Source organism: Centipeda sp. (in: firmicutes), from assembly GCF_057271695.1.
Genome location: NZ_DBHIVL010000006.1, coordinates 1 through 20,006 on the forward strand (window position 1 = coordinate 1; position 20,006 = coordinate 20,006).

At 52.8% G+C, this 20,006-nt stretch carries 13 protein-coding genes; 11 read left to right on the forward strand and 2 right to left on the reverse strand.

What is annotated here, in order from left to right; translation table 11 throughout:
- Positions 1-173: 173 nt before the first annotated feature.
- A complete protein-coding gene (locus ACO6BQ_RS01970) occupies positions 174-926 on the reverse strand; it encodes a sulfite exporter TauE/SafE family protein (protein WP_489119211.1) in 753 nt (250 codons plus the stop codon).
- A 299-nt stretch (positions 927-1,225) separates the two neighbouring features.
- On the opposite strand from ACO6BQ_RS01970, the gene leuS reads away from it, so the two are divergent.
- The 6 genes from leuS (at position 1,226) to ACO6BQ_RS02000 (ending at position 12,500) form a co-directional block, all read left to right on the forward strand.
- Complete coding sequence (gene leuS, locus ACO6BQ_RS01975) at positions 1,226-3,700, forward strand: leucine--tRNA ligase (protein ID WP_489119214.1); 2,475 nt, start codon at positions 1,226-1,228, stop codon at positions 3,698-3,700.
- A 42-nt stretch (positions 3,701-3,742) separates the two neighbouring features.
- The gene (locus tag ACO6BQ_RS01980; RefSeq protein ID WP_489119216.1) at positions 3,743-4,894 is read left to right on the forward strand and encodes an HD-GYP domain-containing protein; all 1,152 of its coding nucleotides are present in this window, start codon (positions 3,743-3,745) and stop codon (positions 4,892-4,894) included.
- Positions 4,895-5,010: 116 nt separating this feature from the next.
- Positions 5,011-7,059 (forward strand): excinuclease ABC subunit UvrB, encoded by a 2,049-nt coding sequence (gene uvrB / locus ACO6BQ_RS01985; protein ID WP_489119218.1) that lies wholly within the window; start codon positions 5,011-5,013, stop codon positions 7,057-7,059.
- An 11-nt stretch (positions 7,060-7,070) separates the two neighbouring features.
- On the forward strand, positions 7,071-10,907 hold the full coding sequence (locus tag ACO6BQ_RS01990; protein WP_489119220.1) for a restriction endonuclease subunit S: 3,837 nt from the start codon (positions 7,071-7,073) through the stop codon (positions 10,905-10,907).
- Between the two features lie 49 nt (positions 10,908-10,956).
- Positions 10,957-11,949, forward strand: coding sequence for a site-specific tyrosine recombinase/integron integrase (xerA, locus tag ACO6BQ_RS01995; protein ID WP_489119222.1), 993 nt, complete (start codon positions 10,957-10,959; stop codon positions 11,947-11,949).
- Positions 11,950-11,969: 20 nt separating this feature from the next.
- The gene (locus tag ACO6BQ_RS02000) at positions 11,970-12,500 is read left to right on the forward strand and encodes a restriction endonuclease subunit S (RefSeq protein WP_489119227.1); all 531 of its coding nucleotides are present in this window, start codon (positions 11,970-11,972) and stop codon (positions 12,498-12,500) included.
- Here ACO6BQ_RS02000 and ACO6BQ_RS02005 read toward each other — a convergent pair.
- The gene (locus ACO6BQ_RS02005) at positions 12,463-12,576 is read right to left on the reverse strand and encodes a secretion protein HlyD (protein ID WP_226372156.1); all 114 of its coding nucleotides are present in this window, start codon (positions 12,574-12,576) and stop codon (positions 12,463-12,465) included. The two genes, ACO6BQ_RS02000 and ACO6BQ_RS02005, sit on opposite strands and share 38 nt — an antisense overlap.
- A 135-nt stretch (positions 12,577-12,711) precedes the next feature.
- On the opposite strand from ACO6BQ_RS02005, the gene uvrA reads away from it, so the two are divergent.
- Genes uvrA through ACO6BQ_RS02030 form a run of 5 tightly spaced genes read left to right on the forward strand, consistent with a single transcriptional unit; the run spans position 12,712 to position 19,965 of the window.
- Complete coding sequence (gene uvrA / locus ACO6BQ_RS02010; protein WP_489119230.1) at positions 12,712-15,543, forward strand: excinuclease ABC subunit UvrA; 2,832 nt, start codon at positions 12,712-12,714, stop codon at positions 15,541-15,543.
- 52 nt (positions 15,544-15,595) lie between these two features.
- Positions 15,596-16,513, forward strand: a complete 918-nt coding sequence (locus ACO6BQ_RS02015) for an AEC family transporter (protein WP_489119233.1) — start codon at positions 15,596-15,598, stop codon at positions 16,511-16,513.
- Positions 16,514-16,532: 19 nt separating this feature from the next.
- Complete coding sequence (locus ACO6BQ_RS02020; protein WP_489119235.1) at positions 16,533-17,687, forward strand: metallophosphoesterase; 1,155 nt, start codon at positions 16,533-16,535, stop codon at positions 17,685-17,687.
- Positions 17,684-19,141 carry an O-linked N-acetylglucosamine transferase, SPINDLY family protein gene (locus ACO6BQ_RS02025; protein ID WP_489119237.1) on the forward strand — a complete coding sequence of 486 codons (1,458 nt, stop codon included), beginning with the start codon at positions 17,684-17,686 and terminating at the stop codon, positions 19,139-19,141. Before ACO6BQ_RS02020 ends, ACO6BQ_RS02025 begins: the two co-directional genes overlap by 4 nt.
- Positions 19,138-19,965, forward strand: a complete 828-nt coding sequence (locus tag ACO6BQ_RS02030) for a methyltransferase domain-containing protein (protein ID WP_489119239.1) — start codon at positions 19,138-19,140, stop codon at positions 19,963-19,965. The genes ACO6BQ_RS02025 and ACO6BQ_RS02030 overlap by 4 nt, the downstream gene beginning before the upstream one ends.
- The last annotated feature ends 41 nt before the right edge of the window (positions 19,966-20,006 follow it).

The following is a 20,006-nucleotide window of genomic DNA, read 5'->3' on the forward strand; positions in this document are numbered from 1 at the left end:
GGACGAAAAAATCTACGCCAATCTGACGGACTTCATTTTATCAGCGATTCCTTAACATCACTGCAGCAATCATGTGTGCAGAAGTATAACGGCTAATTCTATACGGCAGATACAGGGTGGGGGATTCTGTATCTGCTTTTTGCGAAAAAGACATTGCCAAATGCGGCAATGCCTTATAATGACTTCAGCAAAATGGAGACAATTGTGTAGGTCGAAGCAACATAGAGCATCGCAAAGATGAGCCGCCGAAGGAGGGCAGCGGGGACGAAGCGTATGCTCTCGCGTCCTGCAATGATGCCGACGGCGAGTGCGGGCAGGAGATAGATGAACTCATGGAATGCCGCGGTGAGAGGGAAGCCGCCGATGAGATAGCTGATGAGAGAGGTTGCATTTCCGAGAAAGAAGTAGACGAAGCAGGTCGCGCGAAACACATTGGGCGGCATACTGGTATACGCAAGATAGATCAGGAACGGCAGTCCTCCCATGCCCGTCGTGATTGCCGTAAAGCCTGAAAGCATCCCCGTGATGACAGTGTTGCGGCGGCGTTCTTCGATGCGGCGGTGCGCGATCTGCATGAGGAGGAGTGTCAGGAGCACGACAATGTTGATGAAGACCTTCAGAGCATCGTTGGAGATGGTGTTGAAGAAGAAGAATCCGATGGGCTGCCCAAGGAGCATTCCGAGGTAGAGCCATCGGATGAGTGCGTAGTTCGCCTGTCGTCGCGCGAAGAAGCCCTGTATGGCATTGCTGCTGCATGCAATCAGGAGCATAATCGGGACGGTGAGTTTTGGCTCGTAGAAGAACATGAGGAGGGGGGCGGCAATGATGACGAGTCCGAAACCCGTGATGGACTGGATGAATGCCGCAAAGAAGATGGCGAGCGCCGGGCCTGCGTGCACAGCGACGCCGGAAAGATAGTGTTCCAAACGCGCACCTCCTATCGAAAAAGCTCTCGTGGTCATAAAATGAGATCCGTCAGATTGATCCAGAATGTATCAATGTTTTCTCCATTGTATCATGAAGTCTGCATGAGTGCACGTGCTTTGATACGGCATTCATACATACAGGTGATAAGAAAAAAGTCCTATACCCTTACTGTAAACTATGAATAATGATTGACGCGTTCCTCCTATTTCATGTATAATGTAACGAAACTATTATTTAAGTAGAAAATTTTGCGGCGCAGCCGCACGATGATTGGAATACTGGGAGGAGCAGGAGTATAGTGGAGAGATATTGCCCGCAGGAGATTGAGGCGAAATGGCAGAACATCTGGGAGACAGAGCGCAGCTGCCACACGGAGATGGATGACACGAAGCCAAAGTATTATGTGCTTGAGATGTTCCCCTATCCGTCGGGAAAACTCCACATGGGGCATGTCCGCAACTACTCGATCGGCGATGTGGTCGCGCGTTTTCGGACGATGGAGGGCTACAACGTCCTGCACCCGATGGGATTCGATTCCTTTGGCATGCCCGCAGAGAATGCGGCGATTCAGAACAAGGTGCATCCCGCACAGTGGACGTATGCGAATATCGAGAACATGGAGCGTCAACAGAAGGCACTCGGGTTGGCGTATGACTGGGAGCGCGAGGTCATCACCTGTCGCGAGGACTACTACCGCTGGACACAGTGGCTGTTCGAGCTGTTCTATAAGAAAGGACTTGCGTATAAAAAGGCAGCCTCCGTCAACTGGTGCGATACCTGCGGCACGGTGCTTGCGAACGAGCAGGTCGAGGATGGTAAGTGCTGGCGGTGTAAGTCCGAGGTACATAAGAAGAACCTCGCACAGTGGTTCTTCAAGATCACGGACTATGCCGACGAACTCCTTGCCGATCTTGCGAAGCTGCCGGGGTGGCCTGAGCGCGTCAAGACCATGCAGGAGAACTGGATCGGGCGCAGCGAGGGACTGGAATTCCGTCTGCCCGCACCCGCACTTGCGACGGAGATTCCCGTCTACACGACGCGTCCCGACACCGTGTTCGGCATTACCTTCCTTGCGCTTGCGCCCGAGCACCCGCTTGTGGAGAAGATCTGTGCGATCAGCGACAAGGCGGACGAGATTCGCGCGTTCTGTACGCGTGTGAAGAAGCAGTCCGACATCGAACGCGCCTCAAGCGAGTCGGAGAAAGAGGGCATCTTTACAGGGCTTTACTGCACGAATCCCTTCAACGGCGAGCAGGTCGAGATCTGGATCACGAACTATGTCCTCTTTGAGTACGGCACGGGGGCCGTCATGGCGGTGCCGTCCGAGGATCAGCGCGACTGGATGTTTGCGACGAAGTACGGCATCCGCAAGATCCTTACGATTCGCCCGCCCGAGGGGGAGCTGCGGCTTGAGGATATGACGGAGGCATACGTTGAGAAGGAAGGCTTCCTGATCAACTCCGGCAAGTTCACGGGGATGGAGATGCACGCGGCGATGGGCGCGATCATCGACGAGGCAGAAGCGCAGGGATACGGCAAACGCCGCGTCAACTACCGTCTGCGCGACTGGCTCATCTCGCGTCAGCGCTACTGGGGTGCGCCGATTCCCATCATCAACTGTGAAAAGTGCGGCGAGGTGCTTGTCCCCGAGGAAGAGCTGCCCGTGCGTCTGCCCGAGGATGTGTCATTCGAGCAGGGGGCGGTATCGCCGCTCTCCTCGAGTGAGAACTTCCTCCACTGCACATGTCCGAAATGCGGCGGGGAAGCGACGCGCGAGACGGACACGATGGACACGTTCATCTGTTCCTCGTGGTACTACTACCGCTATGCCGACCCGAAGAACACCGAGCGGCCCTTTGATCGGGACAAGGTGAACTACTGGGCTCCCGTCGATCAATACATCGGCGGCATCGAGCACGCGATCCTGCATCTCCTCTATGCACGCTTCTTTACGAAGGTGCTGCGCGACGCGGGTATGCTCGACTTCGATGAGCCGTTCACGAACCTGCTGACACAGGGCATGGTCATCAAGGACGGCGCGAAGATGTCGAAATCGCTCGGCAACGTCGTCTCCCCTGAGGAGATCATCGAGAAGTACGGCGCGGATACGGCGCGTCTTTTCATCCTCTTTGCCGCACCTGTGGAGCGTGACCTCGACTGGAGCGATCAGGGGGTTGAGGGAGCATTCCGCTTCCTGAACCGTGTCTGGCGCATCCTTCTCCAGTTTGAGGGCGCAATCAAGTCAGCACCTGCGGACTGTGACCCGTCGGCACTTACGCCCGAGGAGACCGAACTGCGCCGCGTCTTGCACATGACCGTGAAGAAGGTCACGGAAGATGTGCGTGACCGCTTCATGTTCAATACGGCAATCTCTTCCATCATGGAGCTTGTTAATGCGTTCTACGCATTTCAGGATAAGGAACTCAGCCCCGCGCTTGCGCGTGAGACGGCGACCATGCTTCTGCGGATGCTTGCGCCGTTTGCGCCGCACATCACGGAGGAACTGTGGGCACGACTCTTCACGGGCAGTGTGCACGCCGAGAAGTGGCCCGCATATGATGCGTCCGCACTCACGCAGGACGAGATCGAGGTGGTGCTGCAGATCAACGGCAAGGTGCGTGACCGCGTCAAGATCGCCGCTGATCTGGATAAAGAAGCAATGGAGCAGCTTGTCACCGAGCTGCCCCGAGCGAGGGAACTCACAGAGGGCAAAACAATCGTGAAGGTCGTCTGTGTCCCAGGCAAGCTCGTCAATATTGTTGTCAAGGGATAATTAGGATGCTCTGTTCAAGGAAGAAAAGGGAGAGAAAACATCATGTTAAAAGCGTTTGCTGTCCGAAGCCTGCTGCCTGAAATGCTCATCGGGCGTACGGTGTATGACGAGGAGTCTGACATCGTGCTCGTCGAGGGCGGCACGGTTCTGGATCGGGAGATGATCAACCTTCTCAAAGAGAAGGGCATTGCGTCTGTCTACGTCGATGAGGACAGTATCCTTGCCGCTGTGCAGAAGGAGAAGGCGATAAAGGCAGACGCAACATCGGCACCCTTTACGGGCAAGGCGGCTCCCGAGCGTGACGTAAAGCTGGATAGTAAGTATGAGGAAGACTATCGCTACGTCTACACGGAGATGGAAAAGCTCTTTCAGGAAGCGGCTGTCTCCGGCAAACTCAACATGGGCATTCTCCAAGAGGTCATGTCCAGTGGGCGTCTGCGTGACTTGTATAAAGAGGGTGCGACGGCGGTCTCCATGATCTACACGATGAATCAGGAGGGGGACTACAACCTCCATCACTGCGTTCACCTTGCCATCCTCGGCGGGCTTATGGCAAAATGGATGGGACTGAGCGGAATCGACCGTCAGAACCTCGTGCTCGCGGGGCTCTTCCTCGATATCGGCAAGCAGTTCATCGAAAAAGATCTGCTTGAGAAAAAAGGTCGCCTCACGGAGGAGGAGTTCGACATTCTCAAGAACCACGTCGTCGACAGCTTTAAGGTGCTTGAGAGCAGTGACCTCTCCGGACGCAAGGATCTCATGAACGGCATCATTCAGCATCATGAACGCTGCGATGGCTCGGGTTATCCCTCCGGACTCGACGGGGATCAGATCTCCGCATTCGGCAAGGCTCTTGCCGTGCTCGACAGCTACGATGCAATGGCGTCCAGCCGTACCTATGCGGAGAAGCGTTCGCCGTTCGAAGTGTTCAAGATCCTCTATGCCGACGTGCTCGACGGCAAGCTCGACTCTGAGTATGCCGTGCTCTTTATGCGCAAGCTCAACGCCGCGCTCAACGGCTGCTGGCTGCGCCTCTCGGACGGCTCGGCAGGACGCATCGTCTACATCGACGAGTCGCGCGTTACGGCAATGCCCGTCGTACAGCTCGTGGACGGCGGTTTCATCGACCTTAACACCGTGAAGGATATCACCGTCGTCGAGATCATGACGGCGGCAGATGTCAGTAAACTTTGATATACTGATGAAAAAGCACCCTGTCGGGTGCTTTTTTGTGTGCGGCTATTTCCATCACACGTTGAATGCGTTATAATGACAGAATGACTTTTCGACAGTGACGGGGAGGGCGCACGATGGCGATGGTTCCGAAACTCAATACGACGATCTTTGAGAAGGAGATCCCATTTAAGGTCGTTGCGCCGTTCGAGCCGATGGGCGACCAGCCGCAGGCGATTGCGGATCTTGCGGGCGGCATCGAGAACGGGATGGCGGCGCAGGTGCTGCTCGGTGCGACCGGCACGGGCAAGACCTATACGATGGCAAAGGTCATCGAGCGTGTGCAGCGTCCGACGCTTGTCATTGCGCACAACAAGACGCTCGCGGCACAGCTTGCGAGCGAGTTCAAGTCCTTCTTTCCCGACAACTACGTTGGCTACTTTGTCAGCTACTACGACTACTATCAGCCCGAGGCGTACATCGCGCAGACGGACACCTACATCGAGAAAGACGCGTCCATCAACGATGAGATCGACGAGCTGCGCCACTCCGCGACCTGTTCGCTGTTCGAGCGGCGTGATGTGATTATCGTCGCGAGCGTGTCCTGCATCTACGGCCTCGGTTCGCCCGAGAGCTATCATGAGATGGTGCTCTCCGTGCACAAGGGGCAGACGATACCGCGCGAGGCGATTCTGCAAAAGCTCGTCTCCATTCGTTACGAGCGCAACGACATCGCATTCGAGCGCGGACGTTTTCGCGTGCGCGGCGATGTCGTCGAGATCTTCCCTGCGGGCTACAACAACCGCGGTGTGCGCATCGAGATGTTCGGCGACGAGGTGGAGCGCATCATCGAGTTTGATGCCATGACGGGCGAGGTATACGGCGAGCGTCTGCATTCGATGGTCTTTCCTGCGTCCCACTACGTCACGGACGATGAGGATATGAAGATTGCGATGGCGGACATCCGTACGGAGCTTGCGCAGCGTCTGGATGAGCTGAAGGGTGCGGGCAAACTTCTCGAAGCGCAGCGACTTGAGCAGCGCACGAACTACGACCTTGAGATGATCGAGGAGATGGGGTACTGCTCCGGCATCGAGAACTACTCGCGCCACCTTACGCACAGGAACGCAGGGGACACGCCGTATACCCTCCTCGATTACTTCCCCGCCGATTTCCTCATCATGATCGACGAGTCCCATGTGACCCTGCCGCAGATTCACGCCATGTACGGCGGCGACCGCAGCCGCAAGGTTTCGCTTGTGGACAACGGCTTTCGTCTGCCGTCCGCATTCGACAACCGCCCGCTGACCTTCGAGGAGTTCGCCGCACGCGTCAACCAGATCGTCTACGTCTCCGCAACACCCGGCAAATACGAAATGCAGCAGGCACAGCAGGTCGCGCAGCAGATCATCCGCCCGACGGGGCTGCTTGATCCCGTGGTGGAGGTGCGCCCGCTTGACGGACAGATCGACGACCTACTCTCGGAGATCCGCGTGCGCATCGAGCGCAATGAGCGCGTCCTTGTCACGACGCTTACCAAACGCATGGCGGAGAACCTCACCGAATACCTGCGCGAAGCGGGTGTCAAGGTGCGCTACCTCCACTCGGACATCGCGACCATCGAGCGCGCGGAGATCATCCACGACCTGAGAGCGGGAGAGTTTGACGTGCTCGTTGGGATCAACCTCCTGCGCGAGGGGCTTGATATGCCAGAGGTGTCGCTCATCGCTATTCTTGATGCGGACAAGGAGGGCTTTCTGCGCTCCGATACCGCACTTATTCAGACCATCGGCCGCGCCGCACGCAACGCGGCTGGACACGTCATCATGTACGGCGATGTCATCACGGGCTCGATGCAGCGTGCGATTGACGAGACGGAACGCCGCCGCACGATCCAGAACGAATACAACGAGGCACACGGCATCACGCCGAAGACCATCGAAAAGCCCATTGTCCCGCTCATCGAGATGACACTCGTCGCCGCCGAGGACAGAGCACCCTATGGAAAAAAGGACGGCAAGGCGAAGAAAAAACTCGGCAAGAAGGAGCGTGAGAACCTCGTCAAGAGCCTCCTGCGCGAAATGCAGCAGGCATCTCGCGCCCTCGAATTCGAACGTGCGGCGGAGCTGCGTGATATGATTGTGGAGCTAGAGGGCGAACTGCCGAAGAAGCAAAAAACCGTGTGAGGGAAACTGCTATGATCCGACAGAATAACTTACGAGAAACTCTTATTAGTTTGGGCTTTGAAGAAGTAGAAGATAACCGATATGATCGATATTTTTCTCCTACGAACTGCCATATTATTGTCGATTTTGCAGCTGAATCGATCACATATCCGGAACAACTGAAATATGAACGGGCAACAACACTGAATTTTAGTCAGGCAGAAAACTTTGTTGTTCTGGACTGTGTCTGTCGACTTCTGGCATTGGGTTATAAACCGGAACATTTGCATTTGGAGGCAGGGGTTCCGGGCGGTCATGATGATAATAAGGCGGGGTATGCAGATATCCTCATCTCTGATAACGACAACAATGCATACATGATTATTGAGTGCAAGACGACGGAACAGACAGACAATGATGAGTTTGCCCTTGCGTGGAACAAAGTGAAAAAGACGGGCGGTCAGCTGTTTAACTACTTTAACACCTATCGAAAGGCTCGTTACCTTGTCCTTTATGCGGCGGATTATACAGAAAAGGGGACTGTTCCATTCTATCATGTGATTACTTTGCTGGATAATGAAGAGTATCTGCGCTCCAACAAAAAATTACAAAGCTATGCTTCCGTGAGAGCAGAGAACGGCGGACATTACGAGTATTTTTCTGTATGGAAAGAAACCTATCAGCAGGATTATAGTACCAATGGCGTGTTTGAGAAAAATATCGCACCGTTTCAAGTAGGAAATAAAAAACTGGCGATCACAGATTTGCAGGAGATCGATTCTGTTTCGATGCAGAAAAAGTATAATGAATATGCAACTATCTTGCGTAAATATAATGTTTCCAGCAAAGAAAATGCTTTTGATAAGCTCATCAATCTTTTCTTGGCAAAGATTATTGATGAGAAATACAATGCATCTGAGCTTCGCTGCTACTGGAAAGGCGCGGCTTACGACAATTATTTTGATTTGCATGATCGCCTTCATGAACTGTATAAGACAGGCATGGAGGAATTTTTTGATGACAAAATTACCTATGTGGAAAATCGAGAGGTCGAAGCAGCATTCCGCTTTTTGAAGAGCAAAACAGATGTGGCAAAAGAAACCATTCTTAACTATTTTCGTGAGCTCAAATACTTTAATAATAATCCGTTTGCAATATTGGATGTTCATAATGAGGAACTGTTTAACCAGAACTCTATCATATTGAAAGAAGTTGTCCGCATGGTGCAGGACATCAAGTTGGGCAGTGACAAACAAAATCAGTTTTTGGGAGATCTCTTTGAAGGCTTTCTGGATCAGGGAATCAAGCAGAGTGAAGGTCAGTTTTTTACGCCGATTCCCATTGTTCGATTTTTGATTTCCGCATTACCTTTGGAGCAAATGATAAAAGAGGAGAATCAAATTCCAAAGGTGATTGACTATGCCTGCGGAGCGGGGCATTTCCTGACGGAGTATGCCAGCCAGATACGTACCTATGTGGAGAAAACTGGAGATACCGATATTCATACCTACTATGAAAATATCATCGGAATCGAAAAAGAATATCGCCTGTCAAAGGTGGCGCAGGTTTCTGCCTATATGTATGGGCAGGATGGTATACAAATTCGCTATAATGATGCGTTGTCGCAAGATATTTCTGATGTCAAAAACGGAACATACTCCATTCTTATTGCAAATCCTCCATACAGTGTAAAGGGGTTTTTGGAAACCCTTTCAAATGATGGTCTGTCAGCCTATGAATTAACCGACAGTGTATCAGATCGAGCAAAAAATAACGCGATTGAAACATTCTTTGTGGAGCGTGCCAAACAACTCTTGAAGGGGGGCGGCATTGCCGCCATTATTTTACCCAGCAGTATTTTGAATAAGGGTGGAATCTACTCTGTCTGTCGGGAGATTATTCTACAATATTTTAATATTGTTTCTATCGCATATCTTGGTAGTGGGACATTTGGAAAAACAGGTACGAATACAGTGACGCTGTTCCTTGAACGTCGTGAAGAAAAGCCGTCGTTGGCAGCGCATTGCAGGAATCGGGTTGTAGCGTGGTTTTCTAGCAACTTTGAGGACGATGGTGTCTATCAGGATCAAGCACTTTTGGAGGATTACTGCTCCGTAATCGATGTGGAGTTTGAACAATATCAGGCATTCTTGTGCGGCGATGGGGATGATTTTCTTTGTGTGCCATATTTTAACGCCTATGTGGAAGTGTTCGAGGCAGACAAGAAAAATCTAACAGGACTTAGCGATGAGGCAAGGAAAATTCGTCAGAAATACAAAGAAGCTAAGAAAAAGAAATTTAAGCAGCTGTCTTCCGAAGAACAAGAGGAACAAAAAACAGAACTTCTTCTTTCGTTCATTCGCGTGATTGAGCAGGAAAAGTTATATTTTTATCTTTTAGCGAGAAATAATCATCGGGACGTTGTCGTAGTCAATGCGCCTGTTGACAATAAAGAACAAAAGGTTTTTCTTGGATATGAGTGGAGCGAATCGAAAGGACGCGAAGGAATTAAGTATCTAGGAAATGGGAATACCTATTCTATAAACAGCATGGATGCTGATGATGTCATCGAGAAACTCAAGGGAGTTGAGGGGATTGTTACGCCTCTTTTCGACCCTCAAAATTTGGAGAGCAAAGAAAAGATAAATACGCTTATTCGTGAGAACTTTATTGGACAACTCTATGGTGTTCCAGAGATACTGAGTACATATGTGCATATCACTTCACTTGCAGATATGATGGACTTTAATTCTGTGGGATTCGATAAATCAATTAATACAAATAATAAATATAAATTCACACAGTATCATGGAATATATCCTTCAAGTCCATTGGGAAGTGTTGCGTCTTATGTTAGTGAACGTATTCGTATAGATGACATAAATATAGTGGACTATATTACAACAGATAATATGGTAAAAGAGCGGGGCGGTGTTCAGGATTACCAAGGAATGCCACCTATAGCTTCGATTGTTCCTTATCAAGTCCATGATGTTCTGATCTCTAATATACGACCGTACCTCAAAAAAATTTGGTTATCGACCAAAAAAGGAGGTTGCTCAAATGATGTGTTAGTATTTCGCAGTAATGATATAGAGCGACTGCTTCCACAATATTTATACTACGTTCTGTCTCAAGATATGTTTTTTGAGTATACAATGGCATTTTCTCAAGGGATAAAAATGCCGCGTGGAGATAAGAATAAAATATTACAATACATTATACCGTTACCTTCAATCGAGGAACAAGAACAGATTGTTCAAACGTTTGAAACGATTAGGGAAAAGATTGAAATAGAGGAAAAACGACTTGTAGAATACGATGAGCAAGTCAAATCCCGATTTGTTGAGATGTTTGGAGATAAACAAAAGTTCTCTTGTGTTGAATGGGATGATGTTGTTGATATTAAACAAGGTAAAGACTATAAGTCTGTGCAAAACGCTCAGGGGAAATATCCCGTATATGGCAGTGGTGGCATAATAGACTATGCAGATGATTTTCTATGTCCTGCCAATACTGTTGTTGTTGGACGTAAAGGAACTATAAATTCCCCCATTTGGGTGAAAGAACCTTTTTGGAATATTGATACTGCATTTGGTGTAATACCTCAAAAAAATGTCTTACGAGTGGAGTATCTTTTTTATTTCTGTCTGTCATTTGATTTTATGACTTTGAATAAGCAAATGACACTTCCAAGCCTGACACGGTCGGATTTGTTGCGAATCAAAATCTCACTTCCACCGCTATCCTTACAAAATGAATTTGCCGCATATGTCGAATCCGTCGACAAATTGAGATTTGACACAGAAGAGAAAATTAAGGAGTTGAAGAAAGAAAAAGAACAGCTGATAGATAAATATTTTCGCTAAAAGCCGTCCTGCCTTGTTTTGTGAGATGATATGGAAAGGTAGATGCAGTATGAACAAAGCATTCATCAAGGAAGTAGAGCAAGGCATGGTAGGAAGTTTGAATAATGCACAGATGGAAATGCTGCATAATGCTTTGACTCATGCCCTTTGGGGGAAGACGGTCATAGAAGATAACAAAGGAGCTGCTTCTTGTCTTGACAATGCCGTATATCTGGATATGTTTTTAGCAGCGAAAAAGGTGGAAGGTTGTTCGGAGCGTTCTTTACGATACTATTCTTTTACAATAAAGCGCTTCTTTCAGATCTCAGAAAAACCTGTTAAGCAAATGGAAACCGCAGACCTACGGACATATCTTGCCTCCTATGAGGAACAAAACCAAGTAGGAAAAACCACACTCGACAATATTCGACGAATCCTTTCTTCGTTCTTCTCGTGGATGGAGGATGAGGATCACATCATTAAGAGCCCTGCACGTCGTATTCATAAAATACGTACCGGAAAGACAATCAAGACGGCGTATTCGGATGAAGAATTGGAGCGGCTCAGAGATCATTGTAAAGACATACGCGATTTGGCAATGATTGATTTTCTTGCGTCCACAGGCGTGCGCGTTGGTGAACTCGTGCGTTTGGATATTGAAGATCTCAACTTTGATCGTCGTGAGTGTGTTGTGCTCGGGAAGGGAAATAAGGAGCGAACCGTTTATTTTGATGCGCGAACGAAGCTGCATTTATTGGAGTATATTGGAACGCGAAATGATGAGAATCCGGCACTTTTTGTGAGCTTACACGCACCTCATCAGCGACTGAAAATCAGTGGTGTGGAGATTCGTTTGCGTAACATTGGGAAAAGCCTTGCAATCCAACGTGTCTATCCGCATAAGTTTCGTCGAACGCTTGCGACAAGAGCAATTGATAAGGGGATGCCGATTGAACAGGTGCAGGTGCTTCTCGGTCACACGAAGATTGATACAACCTTGCAATACGCAATGGTGAACCAATCCAATGTGAAAATCGCCCATCAAAAGTATATCAGCGGGTAGTCAAATCCCGATTTGTCGAAATGTTTGAAGCCAAAAATTTTCCAATGAAGAAATTAGGGGATATAGGAAAAGTCTTGATGTGTAAGCGTATTATGAAAAATGAAACGTACGATTTGGAAGAAATTCCGTTTTATAAAATTTCTACATTTGGAGGAGCTGCGGACGCATATATAAAAAGAGAGAAATATGAAGAATATAAAGCGAAATACCCATATCCCAGAAAAGGGGATGTTTTGATTTCAGCTGCTGGGACAATCGGGAAGACCGTTGTGTTTGATGGTCAACCTGCATATTTTCAAGATTCTAATATTGTCTGGCTGTCGAATGATGAACATGAAGTTTTGAATACATACTTATTATACTGTTATCAGACAAAACCATGGAATGTCACACAAGGTGGTACTATTCAGCGGTTATATAATGCAGATATTGAAGAAGCATATATTCGAGTACCGCCGTTATCTTTACAAAACGAATTTGCCTCATATGTCGAATCCGTCGACAAATTGAGATTTAGGGAAGCACTGATAAATTCAGCCACGCCATCTTAGCGTATCTTTTTTGCCCGCTTTTTGTCGGCAAATCCTCCACATAGCTTTGGCTATGCGTCCGGTTTGCCTCCTCAATCGGACGAAAAAATCTACGCCAATCTGACGGGCTTCATTTTATCAGCGATTCCCTAGAGAGTAGATACAGTTTTTACGAAAACTTTACTTTTGTCCTTTGTTCGCTATAATGGTAGGACAGTAAATGGAGGGGAAAATGAACGAAAGTATCAAAATCGAGGGCGCACGCGCCCATAACCTAAAGAATATCAATGTGGAGATTCCCCGCGACAAGCTCGTTGTCGTAACGGGGCTGTCCGGCTCGGGGAAATCCTCGCTCGCCTTTGACACGATCTATGCCGAGGGGCAACGGCGCTATGTGGAGTCGCTGTCTGCGTACGCGCGGCAATTCCTCGGGCAGATGGACAAGCCCGACGTGGACAATATCGAGGGGCTGTCGCCCGCGATCTCGATTGACCAGAAGACGACGAGCCACAACCCGCGCTCGACGGTGGGCACGGTGACGGAGGTCTATGACTATCTGCGTCTGCTCTATGCGCGTGCGGGGCGTCCGCACTGTCCGAGCTGCGGCAAGCCCATTGCGCAGCAGAGCGTCGATCAGATGGTGGATGCGATTCTGACGCAGCCCGAGGGGACGAAGCTGCTCATCATGGCGCAGCTCGTGCGCGGAAAAAAGGGCGAGCACCGCAAGATCCTCGACCAGATTCGCCGCGACGGCTATGTACGTGTCCGCATCGACGGAGAACTGCGCGACCTCGGCGAGGAAATCGCACTCGAAAAACAGAAGAAGCATACGATCGAGATTGTCGTTGACCGTCTCGTTGTGCGTGCAGGGATGGAGAGCCGTCTGGCAGACTCGTTGGAGACGGCTCTGCGTGCGGGTGGCGGCGTGGTCTACGTGCAGGTGGTGGATGGGGAACTTCTCATGTTCAGCGAGAATTTCGCCTGTGTGGACTGCGGCATCTCGCTCCCCGAGATTGCGCCGCGTATGTTCTCGTTCAACAGCCCGTTCGGCGCGTGTCCCGTCTGTACGGGGCTCGGCAGTCACAAGGAGTTTGACGAGGAGCTTGTTGTACCCGACCCGACACTCAGCGTGGCAGATGGTGTTTTTGCCCCCCTGTCCAAAAATCCGAACTCGTATGGGATGCGTGCGATTGCGGCACTGCTGCGTGCGCATGACTACGACGAGCATACGCAGTGGAACCGCATGGACAAGAAGACGCAGAAGATGCTGCTCTACGGCTCGGAGGAGTACGTTTCCTTCCAATACACGAATATGTTCGGCGAGGAAAAGGAGTACAATGTCCCGTACGAGGGCGTTCTGCCCACGCTCGCACGCCGCTATCGTGAGACGGACTCGGAGGAGATGCGCGAGAGCTACGAGGACTATATGACGGAGACCCCATGCACGGCGTGCCACGGCGCGCGGCTGAAGCCCGAGACGCTTGCCGTCACGATCGGCGGCAAGAGCATCGCCGCCCTCACGGCACTCACGATCCGCGAGGCAGATGCCTTTCTCGCAGAGGCGGAGAAGGATTTTTCCCCGCGCGAGGCGAAGATCGCCGTGGAGATCCTAAAGGAAATCCATGCACGTCTGAACTTCCTGCTCGATGTGGGGCTGGACTATCTGACGCTCTCACGCGCGGCGGGGACGCTCTCGGGCGGCGAGGCACAGCGCATCCGTCTCGCGACGCAGATCGGCTCGGGGCTGATGGGGGTACTCTACATCCTCGACGAGCCGAGCATCGGACTGCATCAGCGCGACAACAACCGCCTGCTTGCAACACTGCACCATCTGCGCGACCTCGGCAATACGCTGATCGTTGTGGAGCACGATGAGGATACGATGCATGCCGCCGACCATATCATCGACATCGGTCCCGGTGCGGGCGAGCATGGAGGCGAGGTGGTCGCAGAGGGGACGGCGGCGGAGATTATGAAAAATCCCGCGTCCATCACGGGGCAGTATCTTGCACGGAAAAAGTTCATCCCTGTGCCTACCGAGCGGCGCAAGGGAAATGGCAACTTCCTCGAAGTAGTGGGTGCGGCGGAAAACAATCTCAAGGAAATCAACGTGAAGTTCCCGCTTGGGACGCTCACCCTTGTCACGGGCGTCAGCGGATCGGGCAAGTCCACGCTTGTCAACGAAATTCTCTATCGCGGGGTCGCCTCACGTCTCTACCGTGCAAAGGGGAAGCCCGGCAAGCACAAGAAGATCAAGGGACTGGAGCACATTGACAAGGTCATCAACATCGACCAGCAGCCGATCGGGCGCACGCCGCGCTCGAATCCCGCGACCTATACGGGCGTGTTCGATGCGATCCGTGACCTCTTTAGTCAGGTGAGTGAGTCGCGTATGCGCGGGTACAAGGCGGGGCGGTTCAGCTTCAATGTGAAGGGCGGACGCTGCGAGGCGTGCCGCGGGGACGGCATCCTCAAGATCGAGATGCAGTTTCTCCCCGATGTCTATGTTCCCTGTGAGGTTTGTAAGGGTGCACGGTACAACCGCGAGACACTTGAGGTGCATTACAAGGGCAAGACCATCGCCGAGGTACTGGACATGACGATCGACGAGGCGGTGGATTTCTTTCAGAATGTGCCGCGCATCGCACGCAAGCTCGAGATCATCCGTGACGTGGGACTTGGCTACATCCGTCTTGGGCAGCCCGCGACGACGCTCTCGGGCGGCGAGGCGCAGCGTGTGAAGCTCGCGACCGAGCTGTCGAAGCGCAGTACGGGCAAGACGCTCTACATCCTCGACGAGCCGACGACGGGACTGCATGCGGCGGACATCCACAAGCTGCTCGTCATCCTGCAGCGGCTCGTGGACGGCGGCGATACGGTGGTCGTCATTGAGCACAACCTCGATGTCATCAAGGCGGCGGACTATGTGATCGACCTCGGCCCCGAGGGCGGCGTGCGTGGGGGAACCATCGTCGCGAAGGGGACGCCAGAGCAGATCGTAAAGGTCGCAGAGTCCTATACGGGGCAATTTCTGAAGCCGCTGTTGGAAGAGGCACAAGGATAGGGAAGTATTTTTAGGGAAATAGGGATTTACGAACTGAAAAGAAGGTAATGTCATGCTGATTTTGGGGCAGATGATTGTATTCTTTTTGATGATCCTAGCGGGGGCACTTGCTCGCCGCTATAAGATCATCATTCCGAACAATCAGGAGCAGTTCTCCTCGCTGATTGTCAACATTGCATGTCCGTGTCTCATCATCTCGGCGGCGATGCGCGCCGAGGAGCACATGGGACTGGATCAGGTCATTGAGACATACACCGCATATGCCGTGCTGCTTGCGATGATGTGTCTTGTCGGCTTTCTGCTGCCGCTGCTGCTGCGCTTTCGCGGGCGGCTGCGCGGGGCGGTCAACCTCTCGTTCTGGTTCAACAACTCTCTCTTTATGGGGCTGCCGCTCGTGCAGGGGGTCTACGGCGATCAGGCGGTCGTCTATATGACGCTGTTCTTCATCCCCGTGAATCTGCTCTTCTTTGTCTACGGTGTTTCCTCCATCAGTATCCACAAGCGGCGCGGGTTTGAGATGGTCCGTATGCTGCTGAATCCCGGCATCATTGCCTCGCTGATTGCGTGCGTGATCTATTTCGCCGAGATTCCGACGCATCCGCTCCTCTCGCAGACGTTCTCCTTGCTCGGTGCGATGACCGCACCTCTGGCGATGATGATGATCGGAGCGTCGCTCAAGGACATCCATGTGCGTCATATGTTGACGGATCGCAAGCTCCTCATCTATACCTTTCTCAAGGCTGTGGTGCTGCCGATTCCGCTTCTCCTCATAATGAAGCTTTTTGTCACAAATCCGTACATCCTCGGGTGCAGTCTCGTCATTGTCGCCGCACCGACGGGTGGCATGGTGGCGATGGTGGCGCTCCTCTACAACAAGGTCGCCTACCCGCTCATGACGGAGATCATCGCGCTCTCGACGCTCATCTCCGTCGCGTCGATTCCGTTTGTTTCGATGATTACGGGGCTTTGACCACAGTAAGGAGGTACATTTGCTCACTGCTTTGGTAATTTTTCTGCTCGTCGTCCTTGCGTCGCTCGCACTCAGTCTCTATTTTCTGCGCTATCTTGCAGAGGGGCGGCGGCTTCGTGCGGTGCGCATCGGTGTTGCGCTCTTTGAGCTCGGCAGTGTCGGCGGTCTGTTCTTCCTGTTCAGCACGCATCGGACGGATGGCTGGGCGGGGATGCTCACGCTGCCGATCATCCTGCTGCTCGTGGCACAGCTTCTGGTACTTGCATTCGTTGTGATTGCGGTTGGTGTGCGCTTCCTGTGGCGACGGACGCAAAACGCTCCATACGATGAGGCGCGTCGGCGCGTGCTGAAAAATGCGGCACTCTACCCTGCGGCGGGCTTCCTGCTCAGCAGCTATGGTGCATTTGTCGAGCGGTATAATACGGTGCGCCGAGACTATACAATCCCTGTGCCGAACTTGCCGCCCGAGGCGGACGGCATGGTGATCGCGCAGATCAGCGACGTGCATCTCGGTACATTTTTCTCCGTGGAGGATTTTGACGCACTGCTCACCGAGGCTGCTGCGGGAGGCGCGGATCTGCTCACTGTGACGGGCGATGTGTTCGATGATGAGCCGCTGAACGAGCGTGCCGCCGAGGTGCTCGCTGCACACGTCGGAGATTTCCGCGACGGCATCTATTACTGCATCGGCAATCACGAGTACTATCACGGTGCGCGGCCGCTCGTCGAGCAGATGCAGCGCGAGGGGCAGGTGCATATCGTGCTGAACACTGCGGAGCAGGTCGCAGGGCGCGGCGCACTCTACATCGCAGGTGTGGACTATCCCTTTGCACGCGGCGAGGGATTTTACGCGCAGAAAGAAGCGTATTTCAGCGCGGCGATGGCGGATGTTCCGCGTGACGCTGTTACCGTTCTGCTCGCGCACCATCCCGAGTTTATCGACGATTCGGCGGCACACGGCTCTGTTCCGCTCACGCTGACGGGGCATACGCACGGCAGCCAGTTCGGCATCCTCGGTCAGCCGCTCTTTCCCGTGTTCAAGTACACGCGTGGCATGGTGCGCATCGGTGAGAATTACGGCTATGTGCACACGGGCAACGGAAGCTGGTTCCCGCTGCGGATCGGCTGCCCACCCGAGATTGCATATTTTAGATTGGAGAGAACAGTACAATGAGTTGGATGGACGACTACACCGCCCTCCGCGAGGACATTCATCAGGGGTATATTTATGAGGCGATCGAGGCGATCCTCTATCTGCGTGCACACGAGGAGATTCCTGCGGATGAGCAGTGGCGGTTCTCCGAGATGATGGGCGCGTGCTGCCGTGCGCTTGCGGATACGGAGGGCGCGATTGCGGCATACTTCGAGGCGGCGACCGAGGATAAATTTCTCCGCAGCCAGCGGCAGCATTTCTCCAACTATCTCTATCTCTGCCACGCCGTACCGAACCTCACGCCAAAGGAGCTCAAGGCGCAGTTCGATATGTATGCAACGCTCTACCGCGATGAGAAGCCGCTCGCGCCGCGTGCAGATGTGCGGCATGAGCGGCTTCGGATCGGATTCCTCGCGCAGCATTTCCTCAGCTCGTCCTCGTCTCTCTTCTATGAAGGGGTTTTGCATGGGCTGACGGAGCAGTACGATGTCTATGCGTATTCGCTCAGTGACCGAACGGATGGTTTCACCGAGAGCCTGCGCGGCGCAGTGAACTACCATGTACTCGCGAATCTCTCCATCGAGGAGCAGGCGGAACGGGTTCGTGTGGATGAGATTGACGTGCTCGTTGACCTCGGCGGACACACGGATGGCGGTATGACCCTGATGGTGCTTGCGCGCCGTCCCGCACCCGTACAGATTTCGGGCATCGGCTGGTTCGCAACGACGGGTGTTCCCTTTGTGGATGGCTTTTTGACGGACAATGTGTTGTCTCCTGCGGGCACGGAGGAGTTCTACAGTGAGCAGCTGCTGCGTCTGCCGCACGCATTCCACTTTACACCGGACCGTGCGATGCGTGCGCGTGCGGTGGCGGAGCGTCCTGCCGATGCGCCCGTGACGTTCGGTGTGTTCCAGAACTTTATGAAGATCAACGAGGAGTGTCTCAAGGTCTGGGGACGGATTCTGAAAAAGCTGCCGCAGGCGCAGCTGATCCTGCAGGATGCCGCCGTGGACAGTCCCCTGCGCGTGACGACGATCCTGGAGATGATCGAGGGGCTGAAACTGCCCGCGAAGCGCATCTTCGTGCGGACGGGAAAACGGGATTATCTCGGAGACTATGGGGACATCGACATTGCGCTCGACACCTTCCCCTATGCGGGCGGTGCGTCGACGGCGACGGCACTCTATATGGGCGTACCTGTTGTGAGTTTGCGCGGGAAGACACACCACGCGTCGCGTCTCGGCACAGCGATGCTCACGGCGGCGGGGAAAGCGGCGTGGATTGCAGACGATGCGCGTGCGTATGAGAATCTTGCCGTGCGGATGGCAGAGGATATTGCTGCCGTGCGTGCAAGCCGTACAGCACTGCGTGCAGAGGTAGAACAGTCCGCGCTGATGGATGGGGCATCCTACCTCAGTGCAGTCACGGGCGAGATCGAACGCCTGTGGGCAGAGCATGGGGACTTTGCACGGTGAGGACGGAGATCCTTGACCTCCTTGCACCGAGTGCGGAACGCCTTTGCATCCTTGTCGTCGATGGCTCGGAGCATCTTGCGCGGCTGCGGGAGATGTATCCGAATGCCGAGATGCACGCCGTTACGCCATACGAGGAGATTGCGGAGAACGAGCAGGTTGCCGCGCTCGGCGTGCACTGTCACATCCTCGACTGGCGGCGCGACCCGCTGCCGTTTGCGGAGGAATATTTTGACCGTATCATCTCAGTGTTTGCGATTGAGTGCGCCTACGAGCCGTATGATAGCCTCATGGCACTGAATCGTACGCTCAAACAAACGGGGACGCTCTACACCTGCTACACCAACATCCGTTATCATCGCATCTTGTCGGCTCTGCGTGACGGTGAGTTCCGCGTGCGCGGGGATCGTCACCTGTACGCGAAGCCCGAGATCGTACGTCTGCTGAACGATACGCTCTACAAGGAGATTCACTTCTTTGCGGGGGAGCGCGACGACAATCCGTCGATGGGGGAGGCATGGGCAGAAGAGGGCTTTGCAAACGTCAGCGACGATCTCATAACGCGCACATGGCTCATACAGGCATCGCGCAGTACGGCAGCTGCGACGAATCTCAAGCTCTTCTTCTCGCAGGAGACACGGCACACGATCGCGCGTCTCCTGCACCGCATTGAGTACGATATTACAACGGAGGACGCTGCTCCGGAGCTGCGGGAACTCTGCGCACGTGAGGGCGTTTTCCGCGACTACCTCACAGATTTTATCACGGAGGTCTGTGTGCATGACGGACGCGTGCGAAATGTGTTGAAAGATTTACTTGCAGAGTAAACCGCAACCGAATATCTAGTTGACGAAAACAAATCCCTGCC

What these genes read in the sequence shown, in the direction of transcription:
- ACO6BQ_RS01980 (WP_489119216.1), top strand. Translation starts at nt 3,743, where the DNA reads ATGTTAAAAGCGTTTGCTGTCCGAAGCCTGCTGCCTGAAATGCTCATC.
- uvrB (WP_489119218.1), top strand. Translation starts at nt 5,011, where the DNA reads ATGGCGATGGTTCCGAAACTCAATACGACGATCTTTGAGAAGGAGATC.
- ACO6BQ_RS01990 (WP_489119220.1), top strand. Translation starts at nt 7,071, where the DNA reads ATGATCCGACAGAATAACTTACGAGAAACTCTTATTAGTTTGGGCTTT.
- xerA (WP_489119222.1), top strand. Translation starts at nt 10,957, where the DNA reads ATGAACAAAGCATTCATCAAGGAAGTAGAGCAAGGCATGGTAGGAAGT.
- ACO6BQ_RS02000 (WP_489119227.1), top strand. Translation starts at nt 11,970, where the DNA reads ATGTTTGAAGCCAAAAATTTTCCAATGAAGAAATTAGGGGATATAGGA.
- uvrA (WP_489119230.1), top strand. Translation starts at nt 12,712, where the DNA reads ATGAACGAAAGTATCAAAATCGAGGGCGCACGCGCCCATAACCTAAAG.
- ACO6BQ_RS02015 (WP_489119233.1), top strand. Translation starts at nt 15,596, where the DNA reads ATGCTGATTTTGGGGCAGATGATTGTATTCTTTTTGATGATCCTAGCG.
- ACO6BQ_RS02025 (WP_489119237.1), top strand. Translation starts at nt 17,684, where the DNA reads ATGAGTTGGATGGACGACTACACCGCCCTCCGCGAGGACATTCATCAG.